Source organism: Clostridium sp. YIM B02500 (assembly GCF_022324665.1).
In the GTDB taxonomy this organism is placed as follows: Bacteria; Bacillota; Clostridia; order Clostridiales; family Clostridiaceae; genus Clostridium; species Clostridium beijerinckii.
Genome location: NZ_JAKGTE010000002.1, coordinates 274,340 through 296,066 on the forward strand (window position 1 = coordinate 274,340; position 21,727 = coordinate 296,066).

18 protein-coding genes are annotated in these 21,727 nt (G+C 30.7%); 15 read left to right on the forward strand and 3 right to left on the reverse strand.

Annotated features, from left to right (window positions below):
• The first annotated feature begins 161 nt into the window (after positions 1 to 161).
• The 5 genes from L1S46_RS02425 (at position 162) to L1S46_RS02445 (ending at position 6,305) form a co-directional block, all read left to right on the forward strand.
• Positions 162 to 1,370: an aldo/keto reductase gene (locus L1S46_RS02425; RefSeq protein ID WP_238899138.1), complete on the forward strand. Its 1,209-nt coding sequence runs from the start codon at positions 162 to 164 to the stop codon at positions 1,368 to 1,370.
• Positions 1,371 to 2,104: 734 nt separating this feature from the next.
• Complete coding sequence (locus L1S46_RS02430; protein WP_238899139.1) at positions 2,105 to 4,372, forward strand: discoidin domain-containing protein; 2,268 nt, start codon at positions 2,105 to 2,107, stop codon at positions 4,370 to 4,372.
• A gap of 426 nt (positions 4,373 to 4,798) precedes the next feature.
• Positions 4,799 to 4,975 (forward strand): 30S ribosomal protein S21, encoded by a 177-nt coding sequence (rpsU, locus tag L1S46_RS02435; RefSeq protein WP_012058882.1) that lies wholly within the window; start codon positions 4,799 to 4,801, stop codon positions 4,973 to 4,975.
• 252 nt (positions 4,976 to 5,227) lie between these two features.
• Positions 5,228 to 5,860 (forward strand): YkgJ family cysteine cluster protein, encoded by a 633-nt coding sequence (locus L1S46_RS02440; protein ID WP_077869886.1) that lies wholly within the window; start codon positions 5,228 to 5,230, stop codon positions 5,858 to 5,860.
• A 196-nt stretch (positions 5,861 to 6,056) separates the two neighbouring features.
• Entirely contained in the window at positions 6,057 to 6,305 is a 249-nt protein-coding gene (locus tag L1S46_RS02445) for a hypothetical protein (RefSeq protein WP_023975607.1), read from the forward strand.
• A gap of 160 nt (positions 6,306 to 6,465) precedes the next feature.
• On the opposite strand, the gene L1S46_RS02450 is transcribed toward L1S46_RS02445, so the two are convergent.
• Together L1S46_RS02450 and L1S46_RS02455 are read right to left on the reverse strand one after the other, a co-directional pair.
• The gene (locus L1S46_RS02450) at positions 6,466 to 6,603 is read right to left on the reverse strand and encodes a hypothetical protein (RefSeq protein ID WP_023975606.1); all 138 of its coding nucleotides are present in this window, start codon (positions 6,601 to 6,603) and stop codon (positions 6,466 to 6,468) included.
• Between the two features lie 654 nt (positions 6,604 to 7,257).
• Positions 7,258 to 9,513: an SPFH domain-containing protein gene (locus L1S46_RS02455; protein WP_238899141.1), complete on the reverse strand. Its 2,256-nt coding sequence runs from the start codon at positions 9,511 to 9,513 to the stop codon at positions 7,258 to 7,260.
• A gap of 560 nt (positions 9,514 to 10,073) precedes the next feature.
• Between L1S46_RS02455 and L1S46_RS02460 the strand changes: the two genes are divergently transcribed.
• Together L1S46_RS02460 and L1S46_RS02465 are read left to right on the forward strand one after the other, a co-directional pair.
• Complete coding sequence (locus L1S46_RS02460; RefSeq protein WP_238899143.1) at positions 10,074 to 10,994, forward strand: ATP-binding cassette domain-containing protein; 921 nt, start codon at positions 10,074 to 10,076, stop codon at positions 10,992 to 10,994.
• Positions 10,991 to 11,716, forward strand: a complete 726-nt coding sequence (locus L1S46_RS02465; protein ID WP_077306963.1) for an ABC transporter permease — start codon at positions 10,991 to 10,993, stop codon at positions 11,714 to 11,716. The genes L1S46_RS02460 and L1S46_RS02465 overlap by 4 nt, the downstream gene beginning before the upstream one ends.
• A gap of 408 nt (positions 11,717 to 12,124) precedes the next feature.
• Here the strand turns inward: L1S46_RS02465 and L1S46_RS02470 are convergent, their stop codons facing one another.
• A complete protein-coding gene (locus L1S46_RS02470; RefSeq protein WP_238899145.1) occupies positions 12,125 to 13,171 on the reverse strand; it encodes a fatty acid desaturase in 1,047 nt (348 codons plus the stop codon).
• Positions 13,172 to 13,486: 315 nt separating this feature from the next.
• Here L1S46_RS02470 and L1S46_RS02475 point away from each other — a divergent pair, with 315 nt between their 5' ends.
• The 8 genes from L1S46_RS02475 (at position 13,487) to L1S46_RS02510 (ending at position 21,695) form a co-directional block, all read left to right on the forward strand.
• The gene (locus tag L1S46_RS02475) at positions 13,487 to 13,795 is read left to right on the forward strand and encodes a PTS sugar transporter subunit IIB (RefSeq protein ID WP_087701974.1); all 309 of its coding nucleotides are present in this window, start codon (positions 13,487 to 13,489) and stop codon (positions 13,793 to 13,795) included.
• A 28-nt stretch (positions 13,796 to 13,823) separates the two neighbouring features.
• The gene (locus L1S46_RS02480; protein WP_077869533.1) at positions 13,824 to 15,074 is read left to right on the forward strand and encodes a PTS sugar transporter subunit IIC; all 1,251 of its coding nucleotides are present in this window, start codon (positions 13,824 to 13,826) and stop codon (positions 15,072 to 15,074) included.
• An 80-nt stretch (positions 15,075 to 15,154) separates the two neighbouring features.
• Positions 15,155 to 16,465 (forward strand): 6-phospho-beta-glucosidase, encoded by a 1,311-nt coding sequence (locus L1S46_RS02485; RefSeq protein WP_238899147.1) that lies wholly within the window; start codon positions 15,155 to 15,157, stop codon positions 16,463 to 16,465.
• A gap of 18 nt (positions 16,466 to 16,483) precedes the next feature.
• Positions 16,484 to 16,789 (forward strand): PTS lactose/cellobiose transporter subunit IIA, encoded by a 306-nt coding sequence (locus tag L1S46_RS02490; RefSeq protein WP_238899149.1) that lies wholly within the window; start codon positions 16,484 to 16,486, stop codon positions 16,787 to 16,789.
• A 111-nt stretch (positions 16,790 to 16,900) separates the two neighbouring features.
• Positions 16,901 to 17,992, forward strand: coding sequence for an N-acetylmuramoyl-L-alanine amidase (locus L1S46_RS02495; protein ID WP_238899151.1), 1,092 nt, complete (start codon positions 16,901 to 16,903; stop codon positions 17,990 to 17,992).
• A gap of 24 nt (positions 17,993 to 18,016) precedes the next feature.
• Complete coding sequence (locus L1S46_RS02500) at positions 18,017 to 19,423, forward strand: DUF5050 domain-containing protein (RefSeq protein WP_238899153.1); 1,407 nt, start codon at positions 18,017 to 18,019, stop codon at positions 19,421 to 19,423.
• A 177-nt stretch (positions 19,424 to 19,600) separates the two neighbouring features.
• Entirely contained in the window at positions 19,601 to 20,686 is a 1,086-nt protein-coding gene (locus L1S46_RS02505; protein ID WP_238899154.1) for a MupG family TIM beta-alpha barrel fold protein, read from the forward strand.
• 223 nt (positions 20,687 to 20,909) lie between these two features.
• Positions 20,910 to 21,695, forward strand: a complete 786-nt coding sequence (locus L1S46_RS02510; RefSeq protein WP_238899156.1) for a pseudouridine synthase — start codon at positions 20,910 to 20,912, stop codon at positions 21,693 to 21,695.
• Positions 21,696 to 21,727 lie beyond the last annotated feature (32 nt).

Here is a 21,727-nt window from a genome sequence, read left to right on the forward strand (position 1 = left end):
TAACAACAATATTAGACTAAAATTAATTAACAATCAATTATATTTTAGAGTCAGATTTACCATATTCTGCTTAACGAAAGAATATTAGATCTGCTATTGGCAAAAAGTTCAATTTGTTATAATATACATATATTATATAAATTGTTGATGAGGTGGTTGCAATGATGGATTCTGTTGAGGAATCTTCAAAAATGAAATATAGAGAAGACAAAAACGGAAATAAGTTATCAATATTAGGTTATGGCTGTATGCGTTTTACTAGAAAAGGAACCAGCATTGATATAGATAAAGCAGAAAAAGAAATTATGGAAGCGATAAATAACGGTGTGAATTACTTTGATACGGCTTATGTTTATCCAGGTAGTGAGGCTACACTTGGGGAAATTTTAAAAAGAAATAAATGTAGAGAGAGAATATTTATTGCAACAAAGCTCCCACATTTTATGGTTAAGTCAAAGAAGGATTTAGAAAAATATTTTAAAGAACAATTAAAAAGGCTGCAAACAGATTATGTTGATTATTACCTTATGCATATGCTTACTGATGTGCAGACTTGGAACAGATTAAAAGCATTAGGCGCAGACGATTGGTTAAAAGAGAAAGTTCAAAATGGGCAAATTCGTAATGTTGGCTTTTCCTATCATGGAAATACAGAAACTTTTCTTCAGTTACTGGAGGTTTATGATTGGGACTTTTGCCAGATTCAATATAATTATTTAGATGAACATAGCCAGGCAGGAAAAAGAGGATTAAAGGCTGCTAATAAAAAAGGTCTTCCTGTAATTATAATGGAGCCATTACGTGGTGGAAGATTAGTTAATTTATTACCTGAAAAAGCTAAGAACATAATAAAGGAAAATTCAAAGAAACGTACTCCAGCAGAATGGGCATTTAGATGGCTTTGGAATCAGCCTGAGGTTACGTGCGTATTATCAGGAATGAACTCCCTTGAAATGCTTCGGGAAAATATAGATATTGCAAGTAATGTGGAGGTTGATGAATTCACCAAAGAAGATCTTGACTTAATAGAACAGATTAAAAATGAGCTAAATAGAAATATTAAAGTTGGCTGCACAGGTTGTGGATATTGTATGCCATGTCCTAAGGGGGTAGATATACCAGGAACTTTTCATTCGTACAATCTCATGTATTCTGAGAATAAAAAGTCAGGCAGGCATAATTACCTAATGTGTACTGCAGTGCGTAAAAATCCAAGCAGCGCTTCACAATGTGTTGAATGTGGTAAATGTGAAAAGCATTGTCCACAGCACATAGAAATTCGAAAAGAACTTAAGAATGCAAGCAGAGAGCTTGAAACACCTGTATATAAAATTGCAAAAACAGCAGTAAAATTATTTAAGCTATATTAATTCTATAGAAAGTCATCCAGTGAAATGGATGGCTTTTGCATTTTTATAAGAATTAAACGCACATTTTTAAGAATAAAAGGAATATTTATAAAAAGATATATTGAATATTTGCGTTTTGTTCTAAAATATGAATGTTTAAAGAAATTGGTGTTTACTTTGGTTTTTTATCAGAGTATTATCAAGGTATAAAGTAAAGCATACACATCGCAAGCAGCATATCATAAAAATAGTCCTTTACATAACTATAAAATTCTCGTTTATAATGAAATCACCAATGAATAAAGCAATATTATTGATAGCTCATTTTCAAATGTTTCCTCCATATTATGACTCTTGTGGTTACAAATATATTTATAATTTCTAGTGAAGATATTAACTTAAAGTTTCAGCAACTTTGTAAATATAGTCATCTAATAAGCAAATTCTTGTTGTTTAGTAAATGGAAGCACTTTATGTATACGTTTTAATTAAGTTCTCTACATAAAACCTACTTCCAGTTACTAATTAAATAAATTCAGTTAAATAAGTTTAATAATATGATATTTATCTTCATCATGCTTAATTCTAAAGCGCTTTAGTATTAGGTATTAGTGAAGTAAAATATAAAACTTAACCTCAAAACAGTTAAGTAAATTAATGTCTTTGTTGCAACAAAACAAGTAGAGTATTTTTAATTAAGAAGCTAATTATTCAAAATATAAGGTTAAATTGTATTTTTAGGAGGTAGTTTAATAATGATTAGGAGAAATAAAAGAATTTTATCATTAACTCTTTCAATGGCTGTCTTTACTACTATGTTTATGTCAACTTCATTTATCACAAAGGCTGAAACTGTAAGTTTAGGAGCAAACAGTGAAATTACCTCAAATGCATCTACACAAAGTGCAGCTGTAGCAACTAATATTGCGTTAAATAAGTCGGCAACTTCATCTTCAGTTACAGGTGGAAATACTGCTTCTTTAGCTGTTGATGGAAATGCAGGAACTAGGTGGGAGTCTACTCAAGGCAGTGATCCTCAATGGATATCTATTGACTTAGGTGGAAATTATAATATCTCAGGAGTAAAACTAAATTGGGAAACCGCTGCTGCAAAAGATTATAAGATACAAGTATCAACTGATAATAAAAATTGGATAGATGCTTATACAAAAACAGGAGGAACAGGAGGAGTAGAAAACATAACTTTTAATTCTACTGCAACCGGAAGATATATAAGAATGCTTGGAACAGCAAGAACTACACAATATGGGTACTCTCTATGGGAATTTGAAGTATACGGTACTCCAGATGGTAATACAGCTAACAATGTAGATTTAGGTCCAAATGTTAAAATATTTGATCCATCAATGCCAAGTTCTGATATTCAAAACACTGTTGATAGCGTATTTAGTAAGATGGAGACAAATCAGTTTGGAAATGAAAGATATGCCTTTTTGTTTAAGCCAGGTTCATATAACGTAAATGTAAATGTAGGTTTCTTTACGTCTGTATTAGGACTTGGAAAGACACCAGATGCAGTTAATATAACTGGTGCAGTACGTTGTGAAGCAGATTGGATGGGAGGAAATGCGACTTGTAACTTCTGGAGATCGGTTGAAAATGTTGCCGTCACTCCAACTTATTCTTCTAATAATTTAGCGCCAGCAGGAACCTTAACTTGGGCAGTATCACAAGCTGCACCAATGAGACGTGTTCACATTAAAGGTGGATTGTCTTTATGGGATCCACTTGGAACTAATTATGATGGAGCTTGGTCTAGTGGTGGATTTATAGCTGATTCAAAGATTGATAATTCAATTACTTCCGGATCACAACAACAATTCTTTACTAGAAACAGTCAAATGGGATCTTGGAATGGTGCAAACTGGAACATGGTGTTTGTGGGGAACAATGGAGCACCTACAGATGACAATGCATATCCATCAACACCAGATACAGTAGTCAGTCAAACACCAGCTATTAGAGAAAAACCATTTCTTTATATTGATGATAATGGAAGTTACCAAGTTTTTGTTCCTGATCTTAGGAAGAATTCTCAAGGAATAACTTGGGCAAATGGTCTAGGACAAGGTACATCATTACCTATAGATCAGTTCTATATAGCAAAACCAGATACATCTACAGCTGAAAGCATAAATGCAGCCCTTAGCCAAGGAAAGAACATTATATTTACTCCTGGAGTATATCATCTTAGTGATTCTATAAATGTAACAAAGTCTAATACAGTTATATTAGGTCTTGGACTTGCAACTTTGATCCCAGACAATGGTACTGCCGCAATGAATATTTCAGATGTTGACGGAGTAAAAGTTTCTGGTGTTCTTTTTGATGCTGGAGCAAAGAATTCACCAGTATTATTGAAAGTTGGACAAGATGGAAGTTCTGCTGATCACTCAGCTAATCCTACAAGTCTTAGTGATTTATTCTTTAGAATTGGTGGGGCAGCAGTAGGAAATGCTGATACAAGTCTAAAAATAAATAGTAATAATGTTATAGGCGATGATTTCTGGGTATGGCGTGCAGATCACGGTACAGGAGTAGGCTGGACAGTTAACAACGCAAAAAATGGTGTTATTGTAAATGGTAATAATGTTACACTATATGGATTGTTTGTAGAGCACTTTAAGGAGTATCAAACTATATGGAATGGTAATGGTGGAAAAGTATACTTCTATCAAAGTGAATTACCATATGATGTTCCAAATCAAGCATCTTGGATGAGCAATAATGGTACTCAAAACGGATATGCTTCTTACAAAGTGGCTGATTCAGTTACTTCTCATCAGCTTTTTGGATCAGGAATTTACTCATACTTTAGGGATGCTGTAGTATCAGAAAATAATGGAATAGAGGTTCCAAATGCATCTGGAGTTAAAGTACACCATGCATGTTCAGTATTTTTATCTGGTAATGGTGAGATAACACACGTAGTAAATAATACAGGTAATACTGCAAAATCTGGTAATATGAAGCAATCAGTTACTGACTATCCTAATTCTTAAAATTAAAAGCGTATAAATTTCTTGATTTTCGATTCGTAAAAAGAACTCTCATTTTATGTGGGAGCTCTTTTTCTATTTTAGGAACTACCTATGAAGGAAAAGTCTTTACAAAGTATAATAATTTTATTTTCGTAGAAAAATATAATGTAATTAAATCTGTAGGCAAATTATAAAACAATATTTTCAAATGATCTTGAATGCAATCACGAGAATAAAAAAATAAATTCACCTCTCAGATTTTTTTTATATACATTAAAAAGTGCAGAGGACCACAGAATATCTAGCTTAGAAGTATCATAAGACTTTATTACTAAACTATTAAGGCATTGACAGCATTTTAGTAAATAATGTATAGTATATTATGAGTTTATATTTGTAAACTATTAATGTGGTTTACAATACAGCGCCGGAGGGAGGGATAAAAGTATGTCAGAAATTAAAGTAGGAGAAAATGAATCTCTAGAGCAAGCATTGAGAAGATTTAAAAAGAAATGTTCAATGTCTGGAATCCTTTCAGAGGCAAAAAAGAGACAACACTATGAAAAGCCAAGCGTAAAAAGAAAGAAAAAGTCAGAAGAAGCTAGAAAGAGAAAGTTTAAGTAATAAATTATAGCGTTACTAATAGTATTAACTATTATAATATAAAACTATTTTACTTACAAAAAAGCGACTTCCACATTTTGTGTCTCGGAAGCATTCTTGGGGAAATTAAAAATTTACAGGTAGTTATTATTTAACTACCTGAATATTAACAGACTAAAAATTTTAGCCTAAAGTTGAAAGTATTTTTTTAAAATTTTCTGCTTTAGGCTCTTTTTATTAAGAAAAAATAATTTGAAATAGAGGAACTATAAAATGAAATTACTATTTGATGGCGAAGGAAAAGTGAATTATGACAAAATTGCTAAAAATACAACAGTTAAAGATGTGTTAGATGCAATTGATATATTTTTAAATAATAATCCTCTTGATTGTAATGGATGTGAGGAGAGCTGCTGCAAAAAGTCTTGGTCTGTTGAAATGGATAATGTATGTGTGAATAAACTAAGTAATTGGGATAATGAAGCTGCTTCGAATTTTGTGCAAGAAAAGTTAGTTAAAAAGAGAAATTACTATAGGGATTTTGATCAGTATGTATTAGATAAGAAAACTGACTGTAATTTCATAACAGAAACAAATCTATGCACTATATATGAAGAGAGACCAGTAATATGTAGGCTTTATATCTGTAGCGCGAGAAGTTATAGGTATAATGTGATTAGAGAACTGATAGGAAGTACATATTTAAAAGCACTTGTGCTTGAAGAGAAGATTAGAAAGAACGATTTCCCTGAACAAACGATTGATAAATATAAAAGAAATCCAGCAGTTTTTGCTAAAGAATACGATATACTTTTAGAAGAAATATTTGATTATGCAGAAGATGAAGGCTGGCTTTACTCCGATGAAAGAGATGAATTGTACGAAGAAATACCCCTAAATCTTTAACATAATTTTCGGTATAAAAGCATTGTGCTAAAGTCATATACGCGCAGTGCTTTCTTATAGTCCAGATTTTTCTCAAATGTAATTACAAGTAAGATGAATAAAAAATAACCATAAAAATGTAACTTTAGTGGAAATTAATTGAATAGAGGTATACAATAGTAATGTACATAAAAAATAAATAAAAGGACTTGATAAAATGGAATATCTATATTCAATATCTACAGTATTAAGCTACATATTTCTAGTATTATTTTTTATCAGAGTATTTATAAATAAGAAAGAAATAGACTTTAAAAGTAATAAACTTGAATGGCAGGTGCTTGCGAGTCTAATAATTTTAAGTATTGTACCAATGGCAAACACATTCTTAACTGGTTCAAGCATTTACTTTTCAATACTAATGAAACATGATGACTTTATAAAGCTTATGAACAGAGAGCTTTAGAAGAGTTTCAGGCTATCTATTATATATAGATAGTAACCCAGCTATTCCGACTTCAGAAGTATCAGTAAGATCTTGTTGAAGAAAGAATAACTGAACTTTCTATATGAAGTTAAAGTAAATTTATTTCAATTTACATTACCTTCCTTAGAATAATAATGTTTTATTGAGTTGTTTTTCCATTATCTAGTAACATTCGGCCAATAACCTTCTTAGGTCTTTTATTATTTTTAGTGTTATTTCCCTTTTGTTTCTTTTCTTCTATTAATTTCTTCATCATTTCTATTTGTTTCTCATTCATGTTTATCCCTCCAGTGTAAGGCCTATTCATAAAATAACAAGTCGTAACTCTCGTATATTTTCTTTCATATGCCTATAATAAATCATATAATCCAAATGATTTTACAATTTTATAATTGATTGTATCATAGATTCAAAAGTTTATAAACTAAAACAAATATATATGTTGCAAAAATAATTTTTCATGATAATTCTAAAAAATGTTATAAGATATTTAACCATAACTGTGAATTGCAACAAATACGTTCTGCTTATTTCTAGGGATTATAAAAAAATGTATCCAAATAACTTCAAAAGTTACTTAGATACATCTCGTTCTTATAGATATCAAATTTAAAGATTTGGCTTATTAGATAAACACATATTTATAAAGTTGTTAAGAATTTAAATTCGTATCTCAACTAGAAATCATAAATATATTTGTGGAGAAAACATTTGAAAATGAACTGTTAAAGGTTCTTAGCTGTAGGTTGTTCCATTTTAGCTTGTCAAACTGAAAGTTGGAGCATGCTAAAATGGATACAACCTGCGGCTTAGAAGCTTCAGCGATATTTTCATAGCTTTTCGGAACAAAATATTTGTGATTTTGGTAAGTTACCACATAAATTTAGTTTTAGAGTTGGATATCTATATAATACTAGAAGTAAAAATAGGTTTATACTTCAGGTTCCTTGGCTGAAATATTATCTTTCTTTTTAGCTATCTTTGATTCTTTAGAAGAACTATTCTCTGATTGATTAGTTATAGCAGAATGTGCAGGAGTAATAGTATTTACTATTGATCCATTAGCACTAGCCATGTTAGCTAAAATCATGCTTAAAATTCCTTCCATAGCATTAGGAGTTTTTCCATCAGCCCCCCCCATAATTACTGTTTGTGGTACAAGAGGGGATTTGCTTATCTTTAATGCTTCTGCAAAAGCAGTTAATACGCTTTGTTGTACTTGTAATTCAGGACCGCCATAAGCATCAACTAAGGCTTTAGCAGCAGTACCTTTTGCAAGACCAACCTTTGTTTCTTGTTCTGCAGTAGCTTCTGCAACAGCTTTGATATTTAAAGCTTGAGCTGCACCGACTTTTTCAAGTTTGAAAGCTTCAGCTCCAGCTTGTAATTCTACTTGTTTAGCATTAGCAGCTGCATTAAGTTCAGTAGCTTTAGCGTTAGCGGCAGCTTCAGCTTCTTTTGTATATCTTAAAGCATCAGCTTCTTGAGTTCTCTTGTACTTATCGGCTTCAGCAAGTTTTTGAGTCTTTAAAGCTAATTGTTCAGCAAGTTTTAATTCAGATTTACCTTTGTTATCAGCAACTTCTATATCGATACTTGATTGAGTAAGAGCCGCTTGAGCTGCACTTTTAGCAATTGCTTCATTAAGTTCTCTTTGTTTTTCTGCTGACTTTTGTTTTGCTTCATTTGTTTTAATTTCTTCCAATGCAACTTGTCTATCTCTAAGTTGTGCAAGGATTAGATCAATTCTCTTATCTGTTGAAGAAGCAGCAGGTGTACCAATTAATACTTCCTGTAATTCTAAATCATATAATTTGAATTTTTCCTTCATTTCTTTAGAAGCTTGTTCTTGAATAGCGCTTCTATCCTGTACCAATTCAATTAAAGTCTTAGTTTGTCCAATATTCTTAAAGTAACCTGCAACCATAGGATCTAGTGATTGTTCAATAAGAAGTTTAATATCACCAAATCTTTGGATTACTGAAGAAGCTTTTCTATAATCAATATTAAACACTACAGTAAGTGGGAGATTAGGTTCAAAAGCATCCTTAGTTATAAGATTAATTTCTTTTAAATTATCATCTAGTTTATGATCTCCAACCTGACCGCTAATCCATTTTAATATAACATTAGTAGTAGGAACTGGAATGATTTTACCTGCATAAGTATTAAATGGATACTTACCTGGCATCATACATTCTCTCCAAATACCTTTCTTGCCTTGCTCAACAAGTTCTCCATGAGAGTAATCTGATCCAGATACATCTTCACCTTTTTCACCAAAGTAACTAACAACAACACCTACATAACCAATATCTATAATACTTTTTGGAACTATGTCCACATTAGCAAATAACCTATTAATAAAGTAAACGCCATCTGTCAATACCTGCATCTGCTTACCTTTTCTACCACCAGCAGCTAAGAATTTTTCAGGTTCTTGGAAGTTACTATGGTAATATTCATTTGTAATACCATCACCAACTATTGGAGCGATTATAGCTCCGTTATCTGGAGTAGGTCCTTCATTAACAGTTACTATACCAATTGTATCTTTAGTTTTAATATTGTTTCCAAATTCATCTTGTTCAAGATTTTTTGAGCTCGAGATAACTACAGGAATGAATCCATTAACTCTAAGCAAGTCACTTCTCATAGTTTCTATTTGCTCTGATTCATCCTTTGAAGTAAATATTGAATGTACTTTATCCTTTGTAATTATGATAAACTGAGCTAGATTAAATGCATAAGTACCTTCACGAAGAATTTGCCTTTGAGGACCTTTTTGCCCTCTATTATTTAAAAAAGCTACTACATCCTGAAAGGATTTACACTCAGGAATAACTTTTCCTAAAGTTTGTCCATCTGCAAGACTTTCTCCTGATCTTGCAAATACATAACCTATCTGTCCTTGTGGAATTGTTACAAGTCTTACTTTCTTAACCTTGTACTTAAAAGGAGTTTTAAAATGCACTCCAGCTCTTAGAACGTGTGGCTGATAACCAGCTTCACCCTTCAATGCAATTAAACCATCAGCAGGCACAGATCCTTTTAAGCTCCACCATTTTTCTACTATACCTACCTCATCAGTTCCGATACTTGTAAATCCTATGCCATAGAGTAATATAAATAGCGCTAAGATTCCAATACCCACATAAATTAAAATTGATATTGTTCCTGAATTCATAAAATTCCCTCCATAAATTTATTGTCTTTTTCTAAGACATTTTCTTGTTTAATTGGTATAGATAGTAATATATTATATTAGGCATTAATTGTAAATGTCCAAATTAGTCAGATTTCCTCATTAGATTTGTTGCCGTTACCAATTAGAATAAACTAAACTTTGTTATCTCTCGGAATATCATTCAATCGCTTTAAATCTACCTCCGATATATTTACTTTTTAAGAATATTTCAATGCACCCTGATTTATGAGCACTTTTTAGTAATTAAGCTATCAGAAATCACTATTATTAAATTTTTTTAATGTTATGTTTGCATAAACTAATACAATTGTATCACTTGCTTTTAAATGAATATCTCTTAGGGATAAATGGCTTTTATCTATAGGAATTGTATAGGTTTCAACAATGATAATATAGATTGTATGAATCCAATAAATTAAGGCTTATAAATTTTTATTACAGTATTTTATTATTTAGGGGTATAATGGGAATTGGGCATGTTGAGAAACAGCTTCTATTTTACTTAGGAATATTTAAGACAAATTGAAGGGAATATTAATATGAATTATATATTGAAAACTGATAATCTAACAAAACAGTATGGAACACAATTGAGTGTAAGTAACTTATGTATTAACATCGAGGAAAATGATATATATGGGTTTATAGGAAGAAACGGAGCAGGAAAAACAACTACTTTGAAGATGATCTTAGGATTGATTCCTGCAACTAGTGGTAAAATAACGGTTTTGGGAAAGGAAGTTAATAAAAAGAATATTTCTTATTTAAGAAATATAGGATCTATTATAGAATTTCCATCGTCTTATGAAAACCTAACTGCTTATGAGAATTTAAAACTTCATTCTAATTATATGGGGGTGGAAGATAAGGGAATAATAGACGAGTGCTTAGAAAAAGTTGATCTTTTAAATGATAAGAATAAAAAAGTTAAAGAGTACTCATTAGGTATGAAACAAAGGCTTGGTATAGCGCGTGCAATTCTTCATAAGCCAAAGCTTTTAATTTTAGATGAGCCTACTAATGGATTAGATCCACTAGGAATAAGAGATCTTAGAAATTTCATACTAAGACTTGCTAATGAGGACAATATGACTTTTATAATATCAAGTCATATATTAAGTGAACTAGAACTTACAGTGACTAAGCTTGGGATTATAGAAAAAGGAATCTTATTAAAAGAAGCTTCAATGAATGAGATTAATGATAGTTACGAGGAATATGTTGATGTTAAAGTTGACGATGTGAAAAAAGCGCAAAAAGTATTAAATGAAAATTTGAACTTAGATAGTTCATTAATTGATGACAACTATTTAAGACTTAATATAAAAGGAAAAGAAATGAGAACAAACTATATAAGCAAAGCACTAGTAAATAATAGTGTGGAGTTATTTGAATTAATTAAACATAAGGAAGGTTTGGAGGATTATTTTGTAAGGATTTCAGGAGGAATAAGGTTATGATGAAATATGTTTTAGCAGAGATTTTTAAGTATAGAAAGGCAAAGATCAAATTCTGTACAATAGTGCTATTTATTCCAACTGTTATTTCATTTATAATATATGGCTTTAATAAAAAATATAATTCATTACTTTTATGGGAAGGTTATTTAAATGTGATATTTTCTTTCCTAAATGATATTGTAGCACCTATAGTTTATGGAATAATAGCTGCTTATATCTTTGGACATGAATATGAAACCAAAACTATGAACGTAATGTTTACTTATCCTATTAATAGAATGAAGCTTTTATTTTCTAAGCTTGCATGCATTCTTTATATTATAGCAATTACTTTAATATTAGTATTCTTCACTTCAATAATTTTAGGATTTTTACTAAAGCATGAAAGCTTAAATATGGATTTACTTATATATTATTTCATATCACTTTTAAAGATGATAGTATATCACTTTATGCTTGTTTGCATAACTTGTGCAGTTGCTATCTACTCAAAAAATGTATTGCCAGGCATAATATTTGTTATCTCAGCTACTTTCGCAAATATAGTAATAGTAAATACACAGTTATCAGCATTTTATCCATGGAGTGCACCAGTCTTGCTAAGTCCACATGAAGGAGTTGGAAGAATCTTTATTCCATATACTTTAAGCATGATATCTCTAGTAGTTATTTTTTTAATTGGGCTCGCTATATCAATTAGAAAATATAGATATGTTGAGTAAAGATGTAGCATAAATCTAAATTTATGTGGTAACTTACTAAAATCATAAATATTTTGGTTCCGAAAAGCTATGAAAATATATTTATCTAATAACTCAAATTTTTAATTTAGATATCTATAAATGATAAAAACAAAGACTTAAAGTAACTAACAGATACTTTAAGTCTTTGTTTTTATAAAAATCTAATATTTATGACGAATTAAATCTTAATAATTTATATAGATAACCCAACTAGAAATAAGAATTATGCTTTTGTGAAATGTTTCATTAGAAATTTGATGGCTTTTAATCTTAGAATCACCCATCATAATTACCCAGAAACTGGAACAAAAGTATATTATTCATTTCGGCGAGTTGTATGCATAAATTTAAGTCTCACTTGGTTTATCTATATATCTCTAATTCTATTTATAGATTATGATAAGAAATTTTATTAGGTTTTAATCCTTTTTCTAGTGAAGTATATATACGTTTGTTTCTTGGATCTATTAATTCCTCGTTATTATAATAGATTCTAGGAGTTTTCCAAAGAAGCTTCAAAGCACTTAAAAGCGGCATTTGATGATATCTATCTGGCCAGAGTTTTAATATTTCTTCCTTTACTAGAGAATAGTATTTAGGATTCATTCCTGGAAATAGATGATGCTCTGTGTGGTAAGAAAAATTAAAATGTAGAACATCAAGCCACTTTGGAACTGTTACCGAAAGACTATTAACCAAAGGATCATTTATAGGTACAAGAGGATTTAATCTATGATTACTTGATATATAACACATTACAATGAAATTTCCTATAAGGAATGGAAGTAAATATGAGAAAATCCATTTATCAGTTTCAACTAAGAAGAATAAACCTATCCATATAATCCAAGGGAGTATAAACTGAATCCATAGTTTTATGCTTTTTTGTCTTTTAAATTCTTTAACATATATAAAGAACATGCGAGTTCCATGAAGAGTAAAGGAAATACTTAATGCTGAGAAACTAAATAGTGAGCGAAACCACAAAGGAAGTTTATAAATGTACTTTATAAAAGATCTATTGCTAAATTGCTCAAAGCTCATCCAAGCATCTGGATCATTTATTTCATGTTGAGTGTTAGCATGATGACTCATATTGTGCCACTTAATCCAAAGGTTTGGACCTATGCTTAAGGGCAAAAAAGCCATACCTCCAAGCAAGTTTTTTAACCAATGTGTTTTTACAACAGTGCCATGTAAAATTTCATGCCCAAGAAAGCCTATGGATGCAAAACTAAAGCCTAAAACTAAAGATATTAAAAAGTTTATAATGTTATTAAATCTACATAGAGTAATTGTGAGTATTCCACAAATTATAATAATTGTATATGCAAGTCCTCCAAACAGCCTCGAAGGTACTGGTTTAAATGCATTTTTAGGTAGTTTGGGGGATATCTTATTAGCATACCACCCTATATTATGAAGTTCTTTCATCGATTTTACCGCCTTTCGTGATCCATAAAGTATCAATAATATTTATCTAATCAACGTACATGGATTTAAAATATAATTTCCAAAGTACTTAATTCATGTTAACAATAATCATTATCAGTTGTCAATAATTATTTGTTAATATTTCTTCGCAAATCTTAATTTTGCTAATTGATGAAACAAAATTTCAATCATAAGAGTTTTTTATGAAACTTTATTAAATTAAAACCAAAAGCGGGTAATAATACTGATAGTACTAAAATACATATATTGTAAAGCAGCATTTAAATATATTGCTAATTGAAGGGGGATATTGTTATGAAAGTTTTAATGGTTTGCTCCGGGGGAATGTCTAGTGCAATTGTTGTACAAGCGATAAAAAAGGAAGCTGATAAAGAAGGATTTGATCTAGAAATCAAAGCGGTAGGAACTAGCGATTTTGAGGATGAAATTCAGCAAAATAAATATGATTTAGTTTTAGTTGCGCCTCAAGTAAGACATAGGTTAAATGGTTTTAAAGATCAAGCTAATGAATATAGTCTTGAAGTAACTGCTATTGAACCAATGGGATATACACCACTTGGTGGAGCAAGAGTTCTTAAGCAAATAAAGAGCTATTGTAAGTAAAAACAGTAATAAAAGATAAGGAGGAAGTATGAATAAATTTTTTAATTGGCTAGAAAAGTACTTATTGCCACCAATGACTAAATTATCTGAGCAGAGGCACTTAAAAGCTATTAGGGATGGTATAGTATCTACTATTCCACTTATAATAATTGGAAGTTTTTTTCTCGTAATTGCAGTTCCGCCAAATGACTGGCTAAAGCAATTAGTGGCTCCATATGTTAATCAGATAATGTTTCCATATCGCTTAAGTATGGGCATAATGGCCTTATATGCATCTTTTGGAATAGCATATAATCTAGCAAAGTCATATAAGCTAGATCCTTTATCTGGTGGAAGCTTAGGTCTTGCAGCATTCCTGCTTACAAATGTTCCATTAAATATTGATCCTAACGGCTGGATGTTATCGTTATCTAGTTTAGGCGGATCTGGTATGTTTACTGCTATTATAATGTCTATTTTTGCTGTAGAAATCTTTAGAGTATGTAAAGAAAAAAATCTAACTATTAAGATGCCAAAAGAAGTCCCAACATCAGTTGCTAATTCTTTTGCAGCTCTTATTCCAGCAGCTTTTATTATAGTACCAATATGGATCATAAGAGATTTATTAAATTTTGATATTCAAAAATTTGTGCTAAGTATATTTACGCCTTTGGTAACTGCAGGTAATTCACTTCCTGGAATATTAGTTCCAATCTTACTTATTACACTTTTATGGGGATGCGGAATACATGGAGATTCTGTTGTTGGTACTGTTGCAAGACCTATATGGCTTGCAATGCTTGATGCTAATGTAGCAGCTCAAGCAGCTGGACAGCCTATTCCTAATATAGCACCAGAGCCATTTTTTCAATGGTTTGTATGGATTGGAGGGTCAGGAGCAACAATAGGACTTGTAATATTAATGCTAGGCTCTAAATCAAGATACTTAAAAGATATCGCTAGAGCAAGCTTAATTCCAGGAATCTGTAATATTAATGAACCGGTCATCTTTGGAGCTCCAATTATGTTAAATCCATTATTAATAATACCATTTATTCTTGGACCATTAATTTGCGGGTGTGTATCATACTTTGCTATGACTTTAAATTTAGTATCTAAACCAGTTATTTTGGCACCATGGACATTGCCAGCACCTATTGGTGCGTATCTTGCAACCGGTGGAGACTGGAGAGCAATAATCTTGGTATTAATAAATATAGCCATTGTAACTGCTTTATATTTCCCATTCCTAAAAGCATATGAAAAGAAATTAATTAAAGAGGGTATGGAGAATAATTAATAAAAATTGATTATAGTTTTAAATTTGTTATGCAGTTATTGCATAAATACTGCATAACAAAATCAAGTTGGAGGCGTAAGATGAGTGAGTTGAAAATTGTAATAATTGGTGGTGGAAGCAGCTATACTCCAGAAATAATAGAAGGCTTTATAAAGAGAAAAGATGAACTTCCAGTTAAGGAAATAGTTTTAGTCGATATAGAAGATGGTAAGGAAAAGCTTAATGTAGTAGGAGCTTTAGCAAAGCGAATGTGTGAAAAGGCTAATTTAGATATTAGAATTTCTCTCACATTAGATAGAAGAGAGGCTCTACAGAATGCCGATTTTGTAGTTACACAATTTAGAGTTGGAGGATTAGATGCAAGGGCACGAGATGAGAGATTCCCTTTAAAGTATAACGTATTAGGTCAAGAAACAGTTGGTCCGGGAGGTTTTGCAAAAGCTCTTAGGACAATTCCTGTAATTTTAGATATTTCAAGAGATATAAAAGAATTATGTCCTAATGCATGGCTTATTAATTTTACCAATCCATCAGGAATTATAACAGAAGCTGTATTGAAATATACAAATATTAAATGTATAGGTCTATGTAATGTTCCAATACACATGAAGATGGATATAGTTTCAATGTTAGATGTGAACAGTAAGGATGTTTTTATAGAATATGTAGGACTTAATCATTTAGTATGGGGACGAAATGTATGGTATAAAGGCATAAATGTAACTGATAGAGTTATAGAAAAATTAAAAGATGGCGCAGAACTTACAATGAAAAATATATCAGATTTAAAATGGCCAAAGAAATTTTTAGATGCTTTGGGAATGATACCATGTCCTTATCATAGATATTACTATATGACAGATAGATTATTGAAGGAAGAAAAAGATGCAGCCAAAACTATTGGGACACGGGCAGAACAGGTAAAGATAATTGAAGCAAGCTTATTTGAAAAATATAAGGATAAAAATCTAGATGTTAAACCACCTGAGTTAGAAAAAAGAGGTGGAGCATATTATTCGGATGCAGCTGTATCACTTATAAGTTCAATATACAATGATAAAAAAGACATTCATACAATAAATGTTAAAAATAATGGAACTATTAAAGGAATTCCAGATGATTCCGTTGTTGAAGTTAACTGTTTAGTAGATAAGAGAGGTGCGACTCCATTATCTTTGACACGACCTGTAGAAGAAAAAATTTTAGGACTTATTCACAGTGTAAAATTTTATGAGATATCAACAATAGAAGCTGGAGTACATGGAAGTACAAATCAAGCTATAATGGCACTAGCTAATAATCCACTAGTCCCATCAGTAGATATTGCAATTAAGTTATTTGAGGACTTATGTTCATTAAACAAAGGATATTTACCGCAATTTAATAAATAATATTGGAGATGAAGCTATATGGAGCAAGAAATATTCGAAATAATATCACATGCAGGAGATTCAAGAGCATATGCCTTTGAAGCTCTTGATGAAGCTGAAAATAAAAACTACGATAAAGCAGAAGAATTTTTAAAAAAGGCTAGAGAAGAACTTAAACTAGCTCATAGTACTCAGACAAAATTGATTCAGGCTGAGATAAATGGAAAAGGAATTAAAATAACATTACTTATGGTTCATGCGCAAGATCAATTAATGACTGCCATGTCTGAAAATGTTCTAATTGAGAAAATGGTAGGAATGTATAAGATTATGAACGAAAAGTAAAATAAATTAAATATTATGTAATTAAATGAATAGTCCAAACAAATTTATGAAAAAATAGAATGAAAAGTCTATATAGGATATAAAGAAAAAATGTAGTGGAGGTAAGTATTTATGAAAAAATTTAAATGTATGGTCTTTGGGATTTTTTTAGTCTGTACTTTTATACTACCTTTTTCTTATTGCAATGCAGAAGAAACTACTACTACTGAAGCTAGCGATAGCAAAGTTTATGACTTACAACAAGATGCTTTTAAATATTATCAAGTTGAACATAAAGGAGCTTTAGGAATTCCAGTGTCCTACTCATGTACAGAATCTGAGGCAGGAGATATTAGAAAATATACCGTTGAGCCTAAGTGTTCTGAAAGCATTGACGGAAATAAAGTTGAAATAATTATTTCACAGGTTAATGTTACTGGTGCATCTGATAACTTCGATTCAGTTTTAAAAGATAATAAATATATAAAGAATATAAAGCTAGATAAACTTGATAATAATACAGCAAAAGTTGATATTGAGACTTCTGGAAAACTTAATGTTAAAATAAATCCTGTAAAAAGGAGATATTCTTCCTTAGGGGATAATAAATATGAGTTTAAAACATTTATAGATGTTACATTTGAAGAAAAGGTTAAAGATAATTCGAAAATAATAATTATTGACCCTGGTCATGGAGGCTCAGAGCTTGGAGCAACAGCTAATTTCACTTATGAAAAGCAGTTAAATTTGGATATATCTAAAAGAGTAAAAGAAAACCTTGAAAAAACAGGATATCGTATATATATAACTAGAGATGATGATAGAAATGTTGGATTATTAGATAGAACAGATCCAGCAAATCTTTTGAATGCAGATTTATTTTTCTGTATACACAATAATTCACTTCCATTGGATGTTAATATGCAGTCTGTTTATATGTTTAGGGGAACTACCGTACTATATAATTCTACTGCTCCAAAGCCAGGAAGAGAATTTGCAACAATACTCATGAGAGAAGTTTCTAGTACCATAAAAACTAACACATATCCACTTCAAGATAGGCCAAATCTCGCAGTGTTATCATCAGCATGGTGCCCCGCAGTGCTCATGGAAACGACTGTTGAGTGCGATGATGGTGATGCAAAGATGATGATGCATAGACTAAACAGCCAAAAAGTTGCAGATGCATCACTTAGAGCTGTCAATAAATATTTTATAAAATAAAAAGAATCAGGGGTGGATGTATAGATGTCAAAAAAGGTTATCAATATATTATTCTCAGTCATTACTATTACATCATTGATTTTTATGACATGTAGTACAAGTGCAAAAGCTGATACAACAGAAACTGATTTCTCACATACGGATTTTGGTACCGTTTCAGGTTTATCAGTTGAGAAGCAAAATCCATATGTCGAATATGCAGGAGTTGATCATTATCCAGTTCTAAGTGGTGACACTATTAAAATAAATATGAGTTCCAAGTATGATGGAGATTATTCTGACTACAGCAATTATGATCCAGTGCAGTATAGAGTATTTATAGCTAGGAGTGAAAATGAAGATTACACAGAATTAACTGATGGATATTCAAATCCAATACCCGCATATAATGAATTTACAATAGAAGATAATACTGCATTAACTGAAGGTAAATATAAAGTTATGATTTTTGTAAAAAGGTCTTCATCTAATGGAGCAGATCAAAATTCATATGGAGCTTATGATAAAATATATAATTTCAATTTTACTTGCTACAATAGCTCAGATGTGCCTAAAAATGACGATTCAAAAATTTCTAATTCATCAGGCAATATTGTAAATGATGGAATGGCTGTAGAAGATAATGATTATATATATTATATAAATAGGGTAGGAGATGTCTATGGAGCAGCTCCTGATTATTTGTACAAAATAAGGAAAAATGATCCTCCTAGGAAAGATTTATGCGATTTAAGTTATAATACACAACTAATTCCAAATAGAGTATGGAACCTTAATCTTGTAGACGACTGGATTTACTATAGCAATTGGAAAGATGCTTTTCACCACAGTATAAATAAAGTTAAAACAGATGGAACAGAGGACACTTGCATAGCAAATGAAGCAGTAGGAAATATGTTTATAGAAGGAAATTGGATATATTATGTTAAAAGAACTAATTCACATTCAATTGATATAAATAATATATACAAAATATCTTTAGATGGCAGTTGTAGAATTAGACTTAATTCCTCTGCTACAGAGGATATGACTGTAAGCAATGGATGGATATATTACACCAATATATCTGATGGATATAAAATTTACAGAATGAGATTAGATGGAAGTGAAAATACAAAAGTATGTGATGATGAAACTTTATTTATGACTGTTTGTGGAGATACTGTTTTTTATAGCAACAAATCAGATAGTGATAAGTTATATAAAGTAAATGGAGATGGAACAGGAAAAGCTAAGTTATCTAATGACAAAGCTACTTTTATAAATGCAAGCAAAGATTATGTCTATTATGTGAATTATTCAGACAATGAAAATCTTTATAAAATTCCAGTTGGAGGTGGAAGATCTGAAAAGATTACTAACGAATATGGAACTAATATAACAATTTTAGACGATAAAATATTTTTTAATGGTATGTTTTATGATAAATAAATCACATCAATTAAATAGAGAAACACTATATTTAAAATGATTGTCAGTGAAAATCTATAAGAAAATATAGATAGACCAAGTGAGACATGAATCTATGCATATAACGCTCCGAAATAAGGAGTATGCTTTATATGTTGTTTATCTATAACAAAAATTTTAATTAAGGGAGAATTTTTAATGAGAAGGCTAGGAATATCAGTTTATCCTATGCACAGTAGTGCAAATGAAATAGAAGATTATATAAAATTGGCATATAAATATAATTTTAAAAGAATTTTTACATGTCTTTTATCTTTTGATGGAAGTAAAGAAGTAATAATCAATAATTTCAAGAAAATAATACAATGTGCAAATGAAAATGATATGGAAGTAATAGCAGATATAAGTCCTAAAGTATTCGATGAACTTGGAATTGATTATAAGAATTTAGATTTTTTTAAGGAGCTAGGACTCTATGGTATAAGACTTGATCTTGGATTTACTGGTTTAGAGGAATCTATTATGTCATTTACAAGTAAGAAATTGAAAATAGAATTAAACATGAGCAATGGGACAAAATATATAGATAATATATTCTCTTATATGCCAAATGCAGATAATATATTAGGCTGTCATAATTTTTATCCACACAGATATACAGGATTAAGCTATGAACATTTTATAAAAACCAGCAAGCAGTTCAAATCGTTAGGAATTAGAACAGCAGCATTTATTTCATCTCACAGTGCAGATCATGGTCCATGGCCTGTAAACGAGGGATTATGCACTCTTGAAATTCATAGAGAGCTTCCAATAACAATTCAAGCAAAGCATTTATGGACATCTGACTTAATAGATGATGTAATTATTGCAAATGCCTTTGCTAGTGAAGAAGAATTAAAAGCATTAAGTGAAATAGATCCTTATGTTTTGACTTTAAATTGTGAGATAAATAAAAATGCACCTGAAACAGAGAAGAAAATAGTGCTTGAAGAATTTCATTTTAACAGAGGAGATGTATCTGATTATTTAATAAGATCAACTCAAAGCAGAGTTAAATATAAAGACCACAATTTTGAAATATTTAATACTCCAGATATAAGAAGAGGAGATATTATTATAGAAAGTTCATTATATGGACATTATGCAGGAGAAATGCAGATAGCTAAAAAGCCTATGAAAAACTCTGGCAAATCAAATGTAGTAGGAAGAATCGCAGAGGAAGAACTGCTTTTGATTGATACAATAGCTCCATGGCAGAAATTTAAATTAGTAAATAATTAATGAAAAAGATGTTATAATCTATATAGATCAAATTGAAATAAAAGATTTATATGCTTTAAAAAGTTTATTATATTGAGATTTACTTTAAACTATGGATATCCAAATTAATAATTATATTTGCAGAATACAATTTATGATTAGATTTATTAAATAACAAGTTGAAATTAGGGACAAGTTAATTTAATTTTTTAGATTTTTTACATAGGAAGAGATGTGACGATATATGCGATTAGATAAATTTCTAGCAGAATCAGCTGTTGGAAGCAAAAAAAGTGTCAGAAATTATATTAAAGAAGGTATGGTAAAGGTAAATAAAGAGTTAGTTACAGAGCCTGCAATGGAAATTGATGAAAACTGTGATGTCATTGAGTATCTTAATAAGATAGTTAAATATACAGGAAAATTATATTACATGTTTAACAAACCAGCAGGTTGTATTACTGCAAAAACTGATGAGATTCATAAGACCGTATTTGATTTTTTAGGCGAAGCTGGTACGAAAGGAATATTTCATGTTGGAAGGTTAGACAAGGATACAGAAGGATTATTGTTATTTACAAATGATGGAGAATTTGAACATAAGGTCATGTATCCAGAAAAGCATGTTGAAAAAACTTATTTCTTTTGGGCATTAGGTTCTTTAAGCGAAGAAGATAAGAACCAATTAGAGCAGGGAACTTATATTGGACAAGGTAAAATATTAACTAAGCCTGCAAGAATAGAAGTGGATAAGTTTGGCGTATATAAAGATCTTAAACATGAAATGGCCACCAATAATGTGAACAATATAAACTCAAATCATCATACGCAGCCAGTCGTTTCTGGATATCTTACTATTTCAGAAGGACGCAAGCATCAAGTAAAGCGTATGTTAAAGTCCGTAGGCTGCTACGTTGTATATTTAAAGAGAATTTCAATTGGTGGACTAGCTTTAGACAAATCACTAGAGAAAGGCCAGTATAGGTCTTTGACAGAGTTAGAAATTCAAAAGGTGCTAGGAAATTTATAAAGTAGCTGATAATTAATAAGCTAAGATTTTTT